Origin of the sequence: Pantoea rodasii (assembly GCF_002095465.1) — a bacterium.
Taxonomy (GTDB): domain Bacteria; phylum Pseudomonadota; class Gammaproteobacteria; order Enterobacterales; family Enterobacteriaceae; genus Pantoea; species Pantoea rodasii.
The window spans coordinates 360,311-378,564 of the sequence record NZ_MLFP01000001.1; the positions used below are offsets into that span (position 1 = coordinate 360,311).

An 18,254-nucleotide genomic window follows, 5' to 3' on the forward strand; every position below is an offset into this window, starting at 1 on the left:
ACAAATCCCTTCCTCGTCGGGCATAACGACGCGGAGGGGATTTTTTTTCATCTATACCCGTCACAATTCATGCTGCATGTGCGTTGGCTGCTCTCAATCACCCGAATCACTTACTACAGTAAGCTCATCGGGCTTCATTCGTTTGCCGCCTTCCTGCAACATGAATTATTTAGGGTAAACCTTAGTGGCTAACCGACTCACGGATCTAAAGAGGACAAGTTATGTATAACACCCTGGGCAATCAGTACGATAACTCCCTGGTTTCTAACGCCTTCGGTTTCATGCGCTTCCCGGTGAACTTCCAGCCTTACGACAGCGATGCTGAGTGGGTGATCACTGGTGTACCTTTCGATGCCGCAACTTCGGGTCGTCCGGGCAGCCGTTTAGGGCCGGGCGCGATTCGCCAGATCTCTACAAACCTCGCATGGGAAGGTTGCCGCTGGCCGTGGGATTTTGACCTGCGTCAGCGCCTGAACGTGGTGGATTGCGGTGACCTCGTTTACGCATTCGGTGATTCACAGGATCTCTCTGACAAACTGCAGGCGCACGCTGAGAAGCTGTTGGCAAACGGTAAGCGTATGCTGACCTTCGGCGGTGACCACTACGTCACGCTGCCACTGCTGCGCGCGCACGCCAAGCACTTCGGTAAGATGGCACTGGTGCACTTTGATGCACACACGGATACCTACTCTAACGGTCCAACCTTCGACCACGGCACTATGTTCTTCACCGCGCCAAAAGAAGGGCTGATCGATCCGAATCACTCTGTACAGATTGGTATCCGTACTGAGTTCGACAAGAGCCTTGGCTTTAATGTGCTGGATGCGGCACAGGTTAACGACCGCAGCGTCGATGACATTCTGGCTGAAGTGAAACGCACCGTGGGCGATCTGCCGGTGTATCTGACCTTTGATATCGACTGTCTGGATCCGGCACACGCACCGGGCACCGGCACGCCAGTGATTGGTGGCCTGACCAGCGATAAAGCGACCAAGCTGATTCGTGGCCTACAGGGAATGAATATCGTCGGGATGGATCTGGTGGAAGTCGCGCCGGGTTACGATCACGCCGATCTGACTTCTCTGGCGGCGGCTACGCTGGCGCTAGATATGCTACATGTTCAGGCTGCAAATAAAGGTTAATCCAGATGAGGGCAGGGCGAGAGCCTTGTCCTCAACTTAATAGTCGTTGTTGATATCGTTGCTGGCTGAACGCACTACGGCGAATCCGGTAACCGCCAGTAATGTCACTGCGCCAATGATGATAATTGTCAGCATATGTGGCTCCTGTCAGAGTCTTTGAACCACGCTACATCTTATTTATGACAGAAATCTTGCTTCGCCCGCTAATTCAGAATCATCCATCTATGGGCATTCGCCGCTTCTGAACTTTTTCATCACGTTTCTGCTTTCTCATTCTCCACGCGAACTCGTCTACTGATGTTTATCGTCCTTTCTCAACGCGTATTGATAGCAATGATGTCAATCTGTGAAGTGGGTTGAGATTTTTTTGAGCGGCGCAGAGTGATTAAGAAAGGGTGATAGTTGATGGGGCGATCCATTGCCCTCGACGTCCCCGGTTCCTAGTAATCGTCATTCACATCTTTGGCTGCGGAACGTATCACCAGATACGCGCCAATCAGCACAATCGCGATAACGACGGCGAGAATAATCAGAATGGTCAACATAGTATGTGGTGCTCCAGTGACTCTCTCTGATATCGCCTGCAAACAAAAGGTCAGTGTAGACCATGCTCACTATGACATGGCCCCGTCTGGCGAGTTCATGCCATTGTCACGCTTCTCGCATCAACGGCTCAACAACTTAACGGTGACAATTCGTTATCGGCTCCGCATGGCTATACTTTGATGCGTACGTCATTAATCGCTTCGTTAATCACGGTTAGATAATCTTTGGAGGTCAGCATGGGCTTTCTGGATGAATTAGTGGGTTCGCTGGGGAACGGCAACGGGCAGGGCAATCAGTTGGGTCAGTTGCAGGCGATCTGGAATTGGGTGCAGGAGCAGGGCGGAATCGAAGTGCTGCTGCAGAAGTTTCAACAAGGCGGGCTTGGCGAGGTGCTGGGTTCGTGGATCGGCACTGGCGGCAATCAACAGGTCGGTGGCGGTGAGATTCAGAATGCCTTCGGGCAGGATGAGTTGCAGTCGCTGGCCGATAAGCTGGGCACCGATGTGAATGGTGCATCTGGCACGCTGGCGGCGCTGTTGCCGCAGCTGATCGATAAGATGTCGCCGCAGGGTCAACTGGATGATCAGAGTCTGCACAACAACCAGCTGGATCTGGGTTCGATGGTGGATAATCTGTTTAAGCGCTAGCTGTTGAAGCTGAGTAGAGGAGCGCGCAAGGCGCTCCTTTTTATTGTCGATTATTTGCCATCTGCCGCAATACGGTCACGGATGTGCTGCGCGCGCGCTGCGGAATCCGGATGCGAATCAAACATCGAGCTTGATTGCCCTCCCTGCATTTTTGCCAGTTTCTCGAAACTGGTGGCTAAGCCGAGTGGATTAACACCGCGCTTCTTCAGCAGTTCGTAGGAGTAATCATCCGCCTGCGATTCCTGCGTCTGCGAGAACTGCGCATTGACCAGCTTCTCACTCAGATCGCCCAATTGAGATTGCGACAGCTGACCAATCACACCGCCCACCGACGCCGCTGCAGTACGCGCCGCCGTGGTGGCATAGGCCACCTGCATCGCTTTGCGCGTATGGCCGAGCGCCACGTGGCCCATTTCGTGGCCGAGCACGCCTTCCACTTCGTTGTCCGTCATCATATCCATCAAACCGCTGTAAACGCGGATACAGCCGTTGGCCATCGCCCACGCGTTCACATCTTTGGTCAGATAGACTTTGTAGTTGGCCGGCACGCCATTGATGTTATCGCCCAGCGCAGCGGCGATTTTGTTCAGGCGCTGTTGGTATTCACTGCTGGCAGGTGCGAGCTGGTTGTCTTTGTCCATTTGGGCACAAGACTGATCGCTCAGCTGCTTAACCTGTGAATCATTCAACGTATAAGCCTGGTAAGCCTGCGCGCCGGATTGCAGCAGCGCGTTGTTGTCCATCCCTTCACAGCCGCTCAGCAGCGAAGCGATTCCCACAGCAAGTAGCGTGGTGCGGATTTTCATTTATAGGTCCTTTGCGTAACAAGGTAGAGAAAACAAACACCTGAAATTGAGATCGGTGTTCAAACGCTTTGTTTATAGCTCGCATCCTGTTCACTGGCTAGCAGACAAGCCCCGAATTGCAACCGTTTACCCGCTATTTAGCACGTCGACACATGTACTTTTGCCCTTATTTTCATGTACATTGATGTGCGACTTTTTTCTCGCTTCGCCTGATAACTGATTAATTACAATACGTTAAGCGCGGCGGAGCATTAATCCGACCTGGAGTAGAAGATGCCCTCTCGTAAAGAGCTTGCCAACGCCATTCGCGCGTTAAGTATGGATGCAGTACAAAAAGCCAAATCGGGACATCCTGGTGCCCCGATGGGCATGGCGGACATCGCCGAAGTACTGTGGCGTGAGTTCCTGAACCACAATCCGACTAACCCGCTGTGGGCAGATCGTGACCGCTTCGTGCTGTCTAACGGTCACGGCTCCATGCTGATTTATAGCCTGCTGCACCTCACCGGTTATGACCTGCCGATGAGCGAGCTGCAGAACTTCCGTCAGCTGCACTCTAAAACTCCAGGCCACCCGGAATACGGTTACACCGCAGGCGTTGAAACCACCACCGGTCCACTGGGCCAGGGTATCGCTAACGCAGTGGGCTTCGCGATTGCTGAGCGCACTTTAGCCGCACAGTTCAACCGTCCAAGCTATGACATCGTCGATCACAGCACCTATGTGTTCATGGGCGATGGCTGCATGATGGAAGGTATCTCGCACGAAGTGTGCTCCATCGCCGGTACCCTGAAGCTGGGTAAACTGGTTGCCTTCTATGATGACAACGGCATCTCAATCGATGGTCACGTTGATGGCTGGTTCACTGACGATACCGCAGCACGCTTCGAAGCTTACGGCTGGCACGTGGTGCGTGGCGTTGACGGTCATGATGCAGACGCGATCAAGAAAGCAGTAGAAGAAGCCAAAGCGGTTTCAGACAAACCTTCACTGCTGATGTGCAAAACCATCATCGGTTTCGGTTCACCGAACAAAGCCGGTACACACGATTCGCACGGCGCACCGCTGGGCGACGATGAAATCGCACTGACCCGTAAGCAACTGGGCTGGAACCACGCGCCGTTTGAAATTCCTTCAGACATCTACGCGCAGTGGGATGCTAAAGAAGCCGGTCAGGCGAAAGAATCCGCATGGGATAAGAAGTTTGCTGCTTATGCTGCTGCTCATCCTGAGCTGGCTGCTGAGTTTAAGCGTCGTACCAACAACGAGCTGCCAGCAAACTGGGCAACCGAATCGCAGAAGTTCATCGAACAGCTGCAGGCTAACCCAGCTAAAATCGCCAGCCGTAAAGCTTCTCAGAACGCGATTGAAGCGTTCGGTAAGATCCTGCCTGAATACCTAGGCGGTTCTGCTGACCTGGCACCCAGCAACCTGACCATGTGGTCTGGTTCTAAGCCAATCAACGAAGATGCAGCCGGTAACTACATCCATTACGGCGTGCGCGAATTCGGTATGACCGCGATCGCCAACGGCCTGGCGCTGCACGGTGGTTTCCTGCCGTACACCGCAACCTTCCTGATGTTCGTGGAATACGCGCGTAACGCTGCACGTATGGCTGCACTGATGAAGATTCGTCAGATCATGGTTTATACCCACGATTCAATCGGTCTGGGTGAAGATGGTCCAACGCACCAGCCGGTCGAGCAAATGGCGAGCCTGCGCGTGACTCCAAACATGAGCCTGTGGCGTCCATGTGACCAGGTTGAGTCTGCGGTTGCCTGGAAATACGCTATCGAGCGCGTTGACGGCCCATCTGTGCTGGTGTTCTCTCGTCAGAACCTGGCGCAGCAGGACCGTACCACTGAGCAGCTGGCCAACGTGGCACGCGGTGGTTATGTGCTGAAAGACAGCGAAGGTACGCCAGAGCTGATCCTGATCGCCACCGGTTCAGAAGTTGAACTGGCCGTTGCGGCTTACGACCAGCTGACCAGCGAAGGCCGTAAAGTGCGCGTTGTTTCTATGCCTTCAACCGATGCCTTCGACAAGCAGGACGCGGCTTACCGTGAATCTGTACTGCCGAAAGCGGTTGCAGCACGTGTGGCAATCGAAGCGGGTATCGCGGACTACTGGTTCAAGTACACCGGTCTGAACGGCGCTATCGTCGGCATGACCAGCTTCGGCGAGTCTGCACCGGCAGAGCTGCTGTTCAAAGAGTTCGGCTTCACCGTTGAGAACGTAGTTAAGACTGCGAAATCTATTCTGTAATTTCGCGTCATACATTGCGCCGCTGCGACTGTAGCGGCGCGATTCATCGCGCAACCTGCTGCAGCCACGCCACACTGATATGCGCAATAAATTGCGCCGCTACGATACGCGTCATACATTGCGCAGCGACGGCATCTACTTCCAACGCTTTGTCCCAACGCCCGCCTGAAACGCTTCAATTATTCCTGCAGTAATAATCATCACATTTAAATTTTGTGACGTAGATCCAATAATCAGCAGCGCAATTGATCGCAATCATTCCTGTTATTCCTTGCATGCTTTATTCTAGCTGAACCGTTTCAGTTGCAAATGAGTGGCATCATTTTGCAACCTTAGTCGGGCAATAATTCCCTGTACAAAACGCAGCGAAACGCTCAAGGTATTTGGCACGTTTTTTAGGGTGTTGTGGCAGGAAGTGAGATGACCGTTCGCATAGCAATTAATGGTTTTGGCCGTATCGGACGCAATGTGTTGCGTGCGTTGTATGAAACCGGCCGCCGCGCTGAAATCACCGTGGTGGCGATCAACGAACTGGCTGAAGCCACCGGCATGGCGCATTTGCTGAAGTACGACACCAGCCATGGCCGCTTTGCCTGGGATGTGCGCCAGGAGCGTGACCAGCTGTTTGTCGGCGACGATACCATCCGCATTCTGCATTTAGCCGAGATCGATGCACTGCCATGGCAGGAACTGAACGTCGATATCGTGCTGGATTGCACCGGCGTGTACGGTAGCCGCGCAGATGGCGAAGCGCATCTGCAAGCGGGCGCGAAGAAGGTGTTGTTCTCGCATCCGGGCGGTAACGATTTAGATGCCACCGTGGTGTTCGGCGTTAACGAACAGGCTCTTAAACAAACTGACCGCATTGTCTCCAACGCATCTTGCACCACCAACTGCATTATTCCGGTGATCAAGTTGCTGGATGACGCCTTCGGCATTGAGTCCGGCACCGTGACCACGATTCACTCGGCGATGCACGACCAACAGGTGATTGACGCCTATCACAGCGATCTGCGTCGTACCCGTGCCGCCAGCCAATCGATCATTCCGGTGGATACGCGTCTTGCTGCTGGCATTACCCGTATTTTTCCGAAATTTAACGATCGCTTCGAAGCTATCGCTGTCCGCGTGCCGACGATCAACGTGACAGCCATTGATTTGAGCGTTTCCGTACGTGACGCAGTGAAGGCGTGTGAGGTCAATGCGTTGCTGCAAAACGCGTCAGAAGGGGCGTTTCGTGGTATAGTTGACTATACGGAATTACCGTTAGTCTCAGTAGATTTTAACCATGATCCGCACAGTGCCATCGTCGATGGCACACAAACGCGGGTCAGTGGTCACCACCTGATCAAGACCTTGGTTTGGTGTGACAACGAATGGGGCTTTGCTAACCGCATGATCGACACCACGTTAGCGATGGCCGCAATCGGTTTCAGGTAAGACGCGGACTGCGTCTGGCAAAACTTATGAGAATCAACGAGAGGGTTCACCATGTCTGTAATTAAGATGACCGATCTGGATCTTGCTGGTAAACGCGTTCTGATCCGTGCCGATCTCAACGTGCCAGTGAAAGAAGGGAAAGTGACGTCAGATGCACGTATCCGTGCTTCTCTGCCTACCATCGAAGCGGCGTTGAAACAGGGCGCGAAAGTGATGGTTACCTCTCACCTGGGTCGTCCGACCGAAGGTGAATACAACGAAGAGTTCTCGCTCCTGCCTGTTGTTAACTACCTGAAAGAAAAACTGAACGGCACCACCGTTACTCTGGCGAAAGACTACCTCGAAGGCGTTGAAGTCGGCGCGGGTGAGCTGGTGGTACTGGAAAACGTGCGCTTTAACAAAGGCGAAAAGAAAGACGAAGAGACGCTGTCGAAGAAATATGCCGCTCTGTGCGATGTATTCGTGATGGATGCTTTCGGTACTGCGCACCGCGCGCAAGCTTCGACCCACGGCGTGGGTAAGTTCGCACCAATCGCTTGTGCTGGCCCACTGCTGTCGGCTGAGCTGGAAGCGCTGGGAAAAGTGATGAGCAACCCACAGCGTCCGCTGGTGGCGGTTGTTGGTGGTTCTAAAGTGTCGACCAAATTCGACGTGCTGCAGTCTCTGGTGAAAATCGCTGACACCGTGATCGTCGGTGGCGGTATCGCCAACACCTTCGTGGCTATCGAGAACAACGTCGGTAAATCACTGTACGAGCCAGACTTCGTTGAAGCGGCGAAAAAGCTGCGTGATGAGCACGGCATTCCGGTTCCAACCGACTCTCGCGTCGGAACGGAATTCTCTGAAACTGCCCCGGCAACCGTGAAAAAGGTTTCCGAAGTCGCAGATAACGAAGAGATTATGGACTTCGGTGACGAAACCGCACTGGCGATGGCTGCGATTCTGAAAGACGCCAAAACCATTCTGTGGAACGGTCCGGTTGGCGTGTTCGAATTCCCGAACTTCCGTAAAGGCACCGAAATCGTGGCTAACGCGATTGCAGACAGCGACGCGTTCTCTGTTGCGGGCGGCGGCGATACCCTGGCAGCGATTGACCTGTTCGGTATCGAAGACAAGATCTCCTATATTTCTACCGGCGGTGGCGCATTCCTCGAATTCGTGGAAGGCAAAAAACTGCCCGCTGTAGCGATGCTGGAAGAGCGCGCTAAGCAGTAATTTTTGGGGGCGGCGCTTCGGCGCCGTCTGAAGGCTGCCCATCCTGGGCAAAATCGACGTCCCTTTGTGGGATGAACGGTAACGAAACAGGACACAACCATGTCTAAAATTTTTGATTTCGTAAAACCCGGCGTTGTCACTGGTGATGACGTTCAGAAAGTTTTCCAAGTAGCGAAAGAAAACAAATTCGCTCTGCCTGCAGTTAACTGCGTCGGCACGGACTCCATCAACGCGGTACTGGAAGCTGCGGCCAAAGTTAAAGCGCCGGTCATCGTTCAGTTCTCCAATGGTGGTGCTGCCTTCATCGCCGGTAAAGGTTTCAAAACCGACAAGCCACAGGGCGCGGCTATCTTCGGCGCTATCGCGGGTGCATACCATGTGCATCTGATGGCTGAACAGTACGGCGTGCCAGTCATCCTGCACACTGACCACTGCGCCAAGAAACTGCTGCCGTGGATCGACGGTCTGCTGGATGCCGGTGAAGAGCACTTCAAGAAAACCGGTAAGCCACTGTTCTCTTCTCACATGATTGACCTGTCAGAAGAATCACTGGAAGAAAACATCGAAATCTCTAGCAAGTATCTGGCGCGTATGGCGAAACTGGATATGACCCTGGAAATCGAACTGGGTTGCACCGGTGGCGAAGAAGACGGCGTGGACAACAGCCACATGGACGCTTCTGCCCTGTACACCCAGCCAGAAGACGTTGATTACGCGTACACCGAGCTGAGCAAAATTAGCCCGCGTTTCACCATCGCGGCATCATTCGGTAACGTGCACGGCGTGTACAAGCCAGGCAACGTGAAACTGACGCCGACTATCCTGCGTGATTCTCAGGAATACGTGACCAAGAAACACAATCTGCCGCACAACGCGCTGGACTTCGTGTTCCACGGTGGTTCAGGTTCTTCTGCTGCAGAAATCGAAGAGTCTATCGGTTACGGCGTGATCAAGATGAACATCGATACCGATACCCAATGGGCAACCTGGGACGGCATCCTGCAGTACTACAAAAAGAACGAAGACTATCTGCAAGCGCAGTTGGGTAACCCCAATGGCGTGGATAGCCCGAACAAGAAATACTACGACCCACGCGTATGGCTGCGTTCTGCACAGGCTTCAATGGTTGTGCGTTTAGAGCAGGCTTTCAAAGAGCTGAACGCTGTCGACGTGCTGTAATTTTTCCTTACAGTACAAAAAAGGCCCGAAAGGGCCTTTTTTTATGCATTCGATTCAGAATAGTGAGTAAATTCAGCCCAATTTTGGCGCTTCACCCTATTTTTGTTTACCCTTGTACACGGGAGTGCCGGAGTTAATCTGGCCGTTTTTGCTTTTTCCTGCGGGAAACTCAACAACAGGGCTAACAAATGGAAGACTTAAATGTCGTCGATGGCATTAACAGTGCTGGCGGCTGGCTGGTACGTAATCAGGCACTGATCCTGAGCTATGCGGTGAATATCGTTGCCGCGATTATCACCATCATCATCGGTATGTTCATCGCACGTCTTATCTCCAATGCGGTGAATCGCGTGTTACTGGCGCGTCACATTGATGCCACCGTGGCTGATTTCCTGTCAGCGCTGGTGCGTTACGGAATTATCGCCTTTACCATCATTGCCGCGCTGGGACGCGTGGGTGTGCAGACCGCCTCAGTGATCGCCGTGCTGGGTGCCGCCGGTTTAGCCGTAGGTCTGGCCTTGCAAGGTTCGCTGTCGAACCTCGCCGCGGGTGTGCTGCTGGTGACCTTCCGTCCGTTCAAAACCGGTGAGTTCGTAGACCTCGGCGGCGTGATGGGTACGGTGCAGAACGTGCAGATCTTCTCCACCACCATGAAAAGTGCCGACGGTAAAATTGTGGTGGTGCCAAACGGTAAAATCATCGCTGGTAACATCATCAACTACTCACGTGAGCCGATTCGTCGTAACGAATTCATTATCGGCGTGGCCTACGATGCGGATGTTGATAAGGTGATCGCGCTGTTCCAGGAAGTGGTTGAGGCGGACGAGCGCGTGCTGAAAGACATGGGCATTCAGATCGGCCTGAACGAACTGGCGGCTTCTTCGCTGAACTTTGTGGTGCGCTGCTGGAGTAAAAGCAGTGACCTGCAGAACGTTTACTGGGATCTGATGAAGAACTTCAAGCGTACGCTGGATGCCAACGGTATTGGTATTCCGTATCCACAGATGGATGTGCATCTGCATCAGGTGAAAAGCGAGCAGCAGGCTGCGCGCACCGAGTAACATTCAAGGGCACCCGCGGGTGCCCTTATTGCATCACTTTTGCTAATCCCCGATTAATTCTTTCAATTTCCACTAATATCCTCGCGTCACTATACTGCATCGCATTACCTCGTTATTCAGGACTGTCATCGTGTTAACTGTTTACTTACAAGGGCTTGCTCTTGGCGCTGCACTGATTCTGCCGCTTGGCCCGCAAAACGCATTCGTGATGAATCAGGGCATCAAACGCCATTACCATCTAATGACGGCGGGACTCTGCACGCTCAGCGACATTTTGCTGATTTGCGGTGGCATCTTTGGCGGCAGTGCGCTGCTAAACCAGTCGCCTGTCCTGCTGATGCTGATTACCTGGGCGGGCGTGGCATTTCTGCTGTGGTACGGCTGGGGTGCGCTGCGTAGCGCGTGGCAGGGCGATGTGACGCTAGCCGATGATGCGGTGATGAAGCAAGGTCGCTGGCGCATCATTGCCACCATTGTGGCGGTGACGTGGCTCAACCCACATGTCTATCTCGACACCTTTGTGGTGCTCGGCAGCCTCGGTAGCCAGCTGCCTTCTACCGCCGCGCGCCAGTGGTTCGCGTTGGGCACGGTGAGTGCCTCGATTATCTGGTTCTTTGGCCTGGCGCTGCTGGCGGCGTGGCTGTCACCGCGCCTGCGCACCGTGCGCGCCCAGCGCATCATCAATCTGCTGGTGGGTGGCGTGATGTGGTTTATCGCTATCCAGCTGGCGCGTCAGGGTATCGCCGCGTTCTGATGAAGATGTAAGCCGTAAAGTGCGGGCAGCGCGCCCGCACTGGCGATCAGTTCTAAGCGTATCTGCCGGAAACTCACGCTCTGCGGTACGGCGTGATGGCACAGCGAATGATGATTATCCTGCACCTCGACTAATAATATTTCATCCAGCCATAACCGGTAATGCGTGGTGCAGTGCGGCGTCACCGACTGCGCATGGCCCATCTGCACCGTTTCCATCGCGTGGTCGAAGTCATTATCAAACAGCAGGGTGATGTGGCTGGCCTGCTGGGCATCTTCCCAGCGCCAGCTGACGCTGGGTTGTGCATCATCCAGCGCGGGCACCCAACTGTTGGTGTGCTGTTCCGGGCGCAGCTTGCCGTTGAGCAGGTAGTCGCGATGCCAGAGTTTTAACGGCGTTTCCAATGCGAACGCCAGCAGTACCTGATGCGGCGCACGGCGCGGCAGCCAGAAATCGAACTCATCCACGCCGTAATCGCCATCGTTGATCTGTCGAGTGCGTTTCGCCACGCGCGGATTGAGACTGTTGAACACCATCATGATGCCCGGCAACCGCTGACGCGTGAGCGCGACTTCCACCGCTGGATTCTCTTCAAAGGCGATAAACAGATAGCGGTCGCTATCCGCGCGGTAATCAAAGCTCAATCGATAGCTGCCCTGATCGTTAATCGTCAGCGTCTGGCTGGCGACGTGTTGATCGCCACAGGTGTTGGCCGGGTTGTCACTGGTGAGCAGCGAAACCTGCAGTTTCTGCGTGTGTCTGGCACGCAGTTGCACGGTTATCGCCGGTAAGCGTTCACCGGCTTTTAACGGCAGCAGCAAGGCACAGCGTGCTTGCAGCGGCTGCCAGCCGCCATCAGCGGGCAGGGCGCTGAGTTGTAAGGTGCTACTGACCTCGACCTGCGCATTGTTAGCCGGATTCACCAGTGCATGACGTGGAATGAACGCGCCCTGACGCAGCAACTGCTGCTGCAACACGCCGACGCGATCCGGCTGTGCCAGCTGTGAAGGCGTCAATTGCTGTTGCTGACAAATCGCCGCCGCACGTCCCACCACTTCGCCCAACACGCCGCAGGTGCACATCACGCGCGCACTGCCAAAGGCGACGTGGGTGGCGGAGATCAAGCGTCCGGTGAGCAGCAGATTGTCCAGCGACTGGCTGTAAAGCGCGCGGAACGGGATGGTGTAAGTGCCTTTGCTGTGAAACTGGCGACAGCCGTCGTGTTCGCTGTAAACGCCATCGGCCGGATGCAGATCAATCGACCAGCCGCCGTACGCTACGGCATCATAGTGGTCGCGCTGTTCAATGATGTCCTGCTGACACAACAAGGTGTCGCCGACAAAGCGGCGGCTTTCGCGCTTACCGGGGATCAGGCCAACCCATTCGATGGTTAGCGTATCGGCATCGGGGAACTCGCCGGAGTTTTTGATGTAATCCCACACGCCCCAAACGATTTTCCACAGCTCCCATTTGATGGTTTCACTTTCGTGCACCGTATCCAGCCTTCCACCCCATTCCAGCCACCACAAATCGCAGCCGTTTAGATCGGAAGTCAGGCGTTTGTAGCGTGGAATGTCCGTGATGTCTTTCAGCGCGAAAGAGGGCGCGACAAAGCGCACCGGCTGCGAAGTGCGCTGAGTGTAGAAGTAAATCGAGTGGCCGAGCTTGTGGCCAAAGTGTTCGCCCGGCGCCATCTTTTCACCGAACTCTTCAATCGTTTCCGCGCCCACGCGATGCGCTGCGCCCGCCAGATAACCCAGTACGCCATCGCCACTGGCATCGATAAACTGGCTGGCCTTGACGTGATAGCGCGTCTGGTTGATGGCGTTGAAGGCCTGCACCGATTTCAAATGGCGGCCGGTTTGCTCGATATCGTGCACCACGGTGTTGAGCAGTAAGGTTAATCCGGGCTGAGACTGCACCAAATCCAGCAACAGCATATCGAACAGCACCGGATTGCCCTCTTTGTTACGCCACAGGTTCTCTTCCATGATCTCGCCCATGATGCCGCCTTCGCGCGCCCAGCGGTTGTTATTGCCCATGTGCGATGTCGCACCATTGGCCCACAAACGCACTTCGCTGGAGGCGTTGCCGCCCAGCACCGGACGATCCTGAATTAACACCACCTGAAGACCCTCACGCGCGGCGGCCAGTGCGGCACATACTCCGGCGAGACCGCCGCCAGCGACCAAAACATCGGCGTTTAATCGCAGCTCTGGGAAGTGGCGCGCATTTTGCGAAGAGTAAGTCTGCATCATTTGCTTCCTGTCATGCTGAGGCTAAGATTGGTGTTTTGAGCGCCACAGGGTGATCTATGTCTTCTCAACCCAACCAAAGCCTGATTGATGGGATTCGCTGCTTGCAATATCTGGTTTCCAGCGATAAAGCCGTGGGCTGCCGTGAACTGGCGCGACAGATGGATATGAACAGCACGCGCGTTAACCGCCTGCTGATGACCATGGCATCGATTGGCCTGACGATTCAGGATGAACATCGGCGCTATTTGCCCGGTCCGGGTATTCATGCGCTGGCGGCGCAGGCCATTCGCGGCTCCTCGCTGTTTGCCCAGGCGCTGCCACAGCTGGATGCACATGCGCCGCGCGACATCGTGGTGGCGCTCGGTGTGCTGTGGGAGGATCAGGTGATCTACATCTGGCACTCCGAGCCGGGTGAGCGCACCAGCGCCAGCCAGGCACTGGCCGGTTTCCGCATGCTGCCCGCGTGGCAGTCGGTGATTGGCGTGTCGCTGCTGGCGGCAGAGAGTGATGAGCAGCTGCGTCCGCGTTTCACCGACGAACAGTGGGCGCAGATTGCGCCGTTGCTGGCGCGTAAGCGTGAAGCGAACCATCTGATCTGGCATCGCGATGACGGGGAAATCAGCATGGCGCAGCCGATCGATAACAACCGCGCCGCGCTGGCTTTCGCCAAAATCTGGCAGGGCGATGATGCGCATCTGCAGCAACGCGTGGCCCAGCTGCAGGCGCTGGCACAGGTGCTGATCAGCGCGCGCTGACATGCTCAATTTTCCCGACCACGAACAGATAGCTACAGATGCCGATCGCCGCCAGCACGGCAATAAAACCGAGTGCCGGGGCGAAGTTATCGCCATCGATCAGCGCGCCAATCGCAATTGGCACCACGATGGAGGAGAGAGCGCCGGTGAAATTGAACACGCCGCCTGCCAAACCAATCAGATGACGTGGCGCCAGCGCGGTGACAAAGACCCAGGTGATGGTCGCCAGGCCGTTGCCGAAAAATGCCAGTGACATAAACAGGATAATCAGCGTCGAGTCATCAGTGTAGTTGGCGCCAAGGATAAACAGCGTCAGGAACAGGCCGAGGATCACCGGCAGCTTGCGCGCCACGCTGGGTGACACGCCGCGCCGTATCATGCGGTCTGAGGCGAATCCCGCCAGCAACACGCCACAAAACGCAGCGAAATAGGGCACCGAAGCCACATAGCCGCTCTTGATGAATCCCATATGGCGGTACTCCACCAGATAGGTCGGGAACCAGGTGAGGAAAAACCAGAAGGTGGCGGAGATAGTGAACTGGCCGATGTAAATTCCCACCAGTTTGCGGCTGCGGAACATCTGCGCCAGATCGGCCCAGCGCGCCTTTGGCTGCTGGGACTGCTGGCGGCTTTCGAGCAGCGCACCGTTGCTGCGCAGGTAGTCTAACTCAGCCTCTGACACGCCTTTATGCTCGTGCGGCTCACGGTACAACGTGTACCACACCAGCGCCCAGATCATCCCCGCCACGCCGGTGATCAGAAACAGCCCGCGCCAGCCAAACGCATCCTGCACATGGAACAGCAGCGGCGTCATGCAGGCCAGGCCCACAAACTGTGCCGAGGAGTAAATACCGATGGCGCTGGCCCGTTCCTGTTCCGGGAACCAGCTGGAAATCACACGGTTATTTGAGGGCATCACCGGCGCTTCAAAGGCACCCACGCCCAGCCGCAGACCGAACAGCGAACCAAAGCTATTCGCGAGCGCGTGCAGAGCGGTGATCAGCGACCAGGCAAACAGTCCTACGCCATATACCAACCGTGCGCCAAGACGATCGATCAGAAAGCCTCCGGGAATCTGCAGCGCCGCATAGATCCAGCCAAATGCAGAGAAGATCAGCCCCATCTCCATCGGCGTGAAGCGCAGTTCACCGGCCATTTGCGTCGCGGCCACCGAAAGATTGGTGCGATCCATGTAGTTGATGATGATGTTAATAAACACCAGACCCAGCATCAGGAAACGCGTACGCCCGGCGCGTACCGCTACGGCGGTTGGATTAAGTGGCTGTTCTGTCATACTACAACTCTCCCAGAGGCTAGAATTGTTTCTTTAATAGAAACACTGCGGTCGGCTTTCAGCGAATCTGTAAGCATAGTTTTGCGATCGCGGATACGTTAATACCGCTGCGTGGACGAACTTTTTGGTGATTTCAAACTCAGACCATCACGCATAGTAATGTGTTTTAGGTTTAGCCATAGTGGCGACCTGTAAATTGAACCTTCAAGGAGGACTTTCGTGAAACTGAAAGCACTGGCGCTGGCCGCCGTAATGAGCACTGGCGCAATGTCAGCGATGGTACAAGCGGGTGAAGTCCCGAATGGCCCGCATGTCGTGACTTCAGGCCAGGCAAGCGTGGATGCGCGTCCGGATATCGCTACGCTCTCCATCGTGGTGAATGTTTCGTCGAAAGACGCGGCAGAGGCAAAAAAACAAGCCGATGATCGCGTGGCGCAATATTTCGACTTCCTGCAAAAGAACGGTATCGAGAAGAAAGATATTGATGCGGCAAATCTGAGCACCCAGCCCGAGTACGACTACACCAAAGAAGGTAAGTCAGTGCTGAAAGGCTATCGTGCGGTGCGTCAGGTACAGGTGACACTGCGTCAGCTGGATAAACTGAATGAACTGCTGGACGGTGCGTTGAAATCTGGCCTGAACGAAATTCGTTCGGTGGAGCTGGGCGTGGCGAATGCTGATGCCTACAAAGATCAGGCGCGCAAAGCGGCGATTGCCAATGCGACTCAGCAGGCGGGTGCGCTGGCAGAAGGCTTCAACGCTAAGTTAGGTTCGGTGTACAGCATCCGCTATCACGTGGCCAACTATCAGCCAATGCCAATGGCGCGCATGTACAAAGCGGCCGCGGCACCAGCGGATACCACCGCGCAGCAGACTTATGAGCAGCAGAGCATTCACTTTGACGATCAGGTCGATGTGGTGTTCGAGATTAAGCCGAATACGGCTCAGTAATCTGCTGGGTTGAATCGAAGCGGCGTGATTTATGACGCGGAATGGCAGCGATGCTGCTTATTCACGCAATAAATCGCGCCGCTTCGCAAAGTGGCCTACGCGGTTACAATATCCTGACGTAATACGCGATGCCCATGCGCGATTAACGCATCCGTCACGCTGCGCATTAAACGGCTTTCCGGCGCGAAGCGGTGCCAGTAGAGCATGCGGCGCTGATACAGGCCCGGCGTCAAATCCACCAGCTCACCTTTCGCCAGCTCGCGCTCAATCTGCAGATGCGGGATCATACAGCACACCGAACCCTGACGTGCCAGCTGCACGAAAGCCTCCGATGAGTTCACGATATGGCACGGCACGCTGCCCGGCGACAGGTCAAAGTTCTGCTGTAAAAACGCCTGATGCATATCGTCGAGATGGTCAAACGCCACCGCTGGCGCTTTCAGTAAAGCAGAGCGCGTGACGCCATTCGGGAAGTAGCGCGCTGCAAAATCCGGTGAGGCGCAGAACAGATAATCCAGGGCACCCAACTGATCCACCAAACAGCTTGGCAGCGGCTGGGGCTGAATACTCACCGCGCCGACAACTTCACCACGACGCAGGCGTTCCTGAGTGCGGGTTTCATCTTCCACCTGCAAATTCAGGCGTACCGGCGAATCGGCCAGCACATCTTTCAGCGCTGGCAGCAGCCAGGTTGCCAGACTGTCGGCGTTGACCGCCAGCGACAGCAGCAATGGCGTGGTGCCGCCGTTATCATCACCCAGCCACTCCTCTTCCAGCAGCTCAACCTGATGCAATAACGCCAGCAGTTTTTGTCCTTGTTCCGTCGGACGCGGCGGCACAGTACGTACCAACAGCGGCTGACCAAAGAGATTTTCCAACTGCTTAATACGTTGCGACACCGCAGACTGCGTGATGCAGAGTTTTGGGCGGCGCGCTCAAAACCGCGCTCGCGAATCACAGCATCCAGCGCCTGAAGCGTTCGATAATCCGGGCGTTTCATTATTGTTCTCTCTCGATCAGGATGGAAAAGACTATGCCACAAAACTGTCATCTTGTGCTGCGGCGGATTTTTGCGGGCTGGCTTCCAAAGGCTTAAATCGATGCGTTATCAGCCGCGCATTTTTACGACGCCTTGCTTTATACTACGCGCACTTCGATGTCGCACAGGTTTTAAACATACCATGACCCAGGATGAACTGAAAAAAGCGGTAGGTTGGGCAGCACTGCAATACGTGCAACCCGGCACCATTGTTGGCGTTGGCACCGGTTCAACAGCGGCGCATTTTATTGATGCGCTTGGCACCATGAAAGATCAAATTGAAGGCGCGGTTTCCAGCTCGGAAGCGTCAACGGAAAAACTCAAAGCCCTGGGGATTCCGGTATTCGATCTGAATAATGTTGATGAGCTGTCGGTGTACGTTGATGGCGCGGACGAAATCAATCCACAGATGCAGATGATCAAAGGCGGCGGCGCAGCGCTGACGCGTGAGAAGATTGTCGCAGCGGTGGCTAAAAAGTTCATCTGCATCGCGGATGCCTCCAAAGAGGTGGATATCCTGGGTAACTTCCCGCTGCCGGTTGAAGTGATTCCGATGGCGCGTGCGTTTGTCGCCCGTGAACTGGTGAAGCTGGGCGGTCAACCTGAGTATCGTCAGAACGTGGTCACTGATAACGGCAACATTATTCTCGACGTGCATAATCTGCGTATTCTCGACCCGATTGCGCTGGAAAAAGCCATCAATGCGCTGCCGGGTGTGGTCACCGTGGGGTTATTTGCTGCGCGTGGAGCTGATGTCGCGCTGATCGGCACGGCTGATGGCGTGAAAACCATCACATATTGATCTGATAGCGTATTCGCCGGCGCACGCGCTGCGCCGGTTATTTCCATCTGCAAAACATCTTTTCTCACCAGGGTGAAATTTGGTGACTTATGTCACAAAA

General features: G+C 54.9%; 14 protein-coding genes and 1 pseudogene. 11 read left to right on the forward strand and 4 right to left on the reverse strand.

The genetic code is table 11. The annotated features are described in order from the left end of the window. The first annotated feature begins 221 nt into the window (after positions 1-221). Both speB and HA45_RS01640 read left to right on the forward strand, forming a co-directional pair. Entirely contained in the window at positions 222-1,142 is a 921-nt protein-coding gene (speB, locus tag HA45_RS01635; protein WP_034823229.1) for an agmatinase, read from the forward strand. A 782-nt stretch (positions 1,143-1,924) separates the two neighbouring features. Further along, positions 1,925-2,335: a YidB family protein gene (locus tag HA45_RS01640; RefSeq protein WP_100703524.1), complete on the forward strand. Its 411-nt coding sequence runs from the start codon at positions 1,925-1,927 to the stop codon at positions 2,333-2,335. A gap of 50 nt (positions 2,336-2,385) precedes the next feature. Here HA45_RS01640 and loiP read toward each other — a convergent pair whose 3' ends face one another. After that, complete coding sequence (gene loiP / locus HA45_RS01645; RefSeq protein ID WP_100703525.1) at positions 2,386-3,141, reverse strand: metalloprotease LoiP; 756 nt, start codon at positions 3,139-3,141, stop codon at positions 2,386-2,388. A 273-nt stretch (positions 3,142-3,414) separates the two neighbouring features. Here loiP and tkt point away from each other — a divergent pair, with 273 nt between their 5' ends. From tkt to argO, 6 genes are all read left to right on the forward strand, one after another. After that, a complete protein-coding gene (gene tkt, locus HA45_RS01650) occupies positions 3,415-5,406 on the forward strand; it encodes a transketolase (protein ID WP_100703526.1) in 1,992 nt (663 codons plus the stop codon). A 420-nt stretch (positions 5,407-5,826) separates the two neighbouring features. Further along, positions 5,827-6,846, forward strand: coding sequence for an erythrose-4-phosphate dehydrogenase (gene epd, locus HA45_RS01655; RefSeq protein ID WP_100703527.1), 1,020 nt, complete (start codon positions 5,827-5,829; stop codon positions 6,844-6,846). A gap of 51 nt (positions 6,847-6,897) precedes the next feature. After that, positions 6,898-8,061, forward strand: a complete 1,164-nt coding sequence (gene pgk, locus HA45_RS01660; RefSeq protein ID WP_100703528.1) for a phosphoglycerate kinase — start codon at positions 6,898-6,900, stop codon at positions 8,059-8,061. Between the two features lie 99 nt (positions 8,062-8,160). Continuing rightward, complete coding sequence (fbaA, locus tag HA45_RS01665; protein WP_100703529.1) at positions 8,161-9,240, forward strand: class II fructose-bisphosphate aldolase; 1,080 nt, start codon at positions 8,161-8,163, stop codon at positions 9,238-9,240. A 188-nt stretch (positions 9,241-9,428) separates the two neighbouring features. Next, entirely contained in the window at positions 9,429-10,301 is an 873-nt protein-coding gene (mscS, locus tag HA45_RS01670; RefSeq protein WP_100703530.1) for a small-conductance mechanosensitive channel MscS, read from the forward strand. A gap of 130 nt (positions 10,302-10,431) precedes the next feature. Then, positions 10,432-11,055 (forward strand): arginine exporter ArgO, encoded by a 624-nt coding sequence (argO, locus tag HA45_RS01675; RefSeq protein ID WP_100703531.1) that lies wholly within the window; start codon positions 10,432-10,434, stop codon positions 11,053-11,055. Here the strand turns inward: argO and HA45_RS01680 are convergent. Next, positions 11,034-13,310 carry an FAD-dependent oxidoreductase gene (locus HA45_RS01680; protein ID WP_420849076.1) on the reverse strand — a complete coding sequence of 759 codons (2,277 nt, stop codon included), beginning with the start codon at positions 13,308-13,310 and terminating at the stop codon, positions 11,034-11,036. The two genes, argO and HA45_RS01680, sit on opposite strands and share 22 nt — an antisense overlap. Positions 13,311-13,369: 59 nt before the next feature. On the opposite strand from HA45_RS01680, the gene HA45_RS01685 reads away from it, so the two are divergent. Next, the gene (locus HA45_RS01685) at positions 13,370-14,068 is read left to right on the forward strand and encodes an IclR family transcriptional regulator (protein ID WP_100703533.1); all 699 of its coding nucleotides are present in this window, start codon (positions 13,370-13,372) and stop codon (positions 14,066-14,068) included. On the opposite strand, the gene HA45_RS01690 is transcribed toward HA45_RS01685, so the two are convergent. Next, positions 14,055-15,362, reverse strand: coding sequence for an MFS transporter (locus tag HA45_RS01690; RefSeq protein ID WP_100703534.1), 1,308 nt, complete (start codon positions 15,360-15,362; stop codon positions 14,055-14,057). The two genes, HA45_RS01685 and HA45_RS01690, sit on opposite strands and share 14 nt — an antisense overlap. Before the next feature lie 219 nt (positions 15,363-15,581). On the opposite strand from HA45_RS01690, the gene HA45_RS01695 reads away from it, so the two are divergent. Then, entirely contained in the window at positions 15,582-16,313 is a 732-nt protein-coding gene (locus tag HA45_RS01695) for an oxidative stress defense protein (protein WP_100703535.1), read from the forward strand. A 95-nt stretch (positions 16,314-16,408) separates the two neighbouring features. Here the strand turns inward: HA45_RS01695 and HA45_RS01700 are convergent. Further along, positions 16,409-17,313 (reverse strand): annotated as a pseudogene (locus HA45_RS01700) (LysR family transcriptional regulator ArgP). Positions 17,314-17,494: 181 nt separating this feature from the next. Here HA45_RS01700 and rpiA point away from each other — a divergent pair. Beyond that, complete coding sequence (rpiA, locus tag HA45_RS01705; protein WP_100703537.1) at positions 17,495-18,154, forward strand: ribose-5-phosphate isomerase RpiA; 660 nt, start codon at positions 17,495-17,497, stop codon at positions 18,152-18,154. The last annotated feature ends 100 nt before the right edge of the window (positions 18,155-18,254 follow it).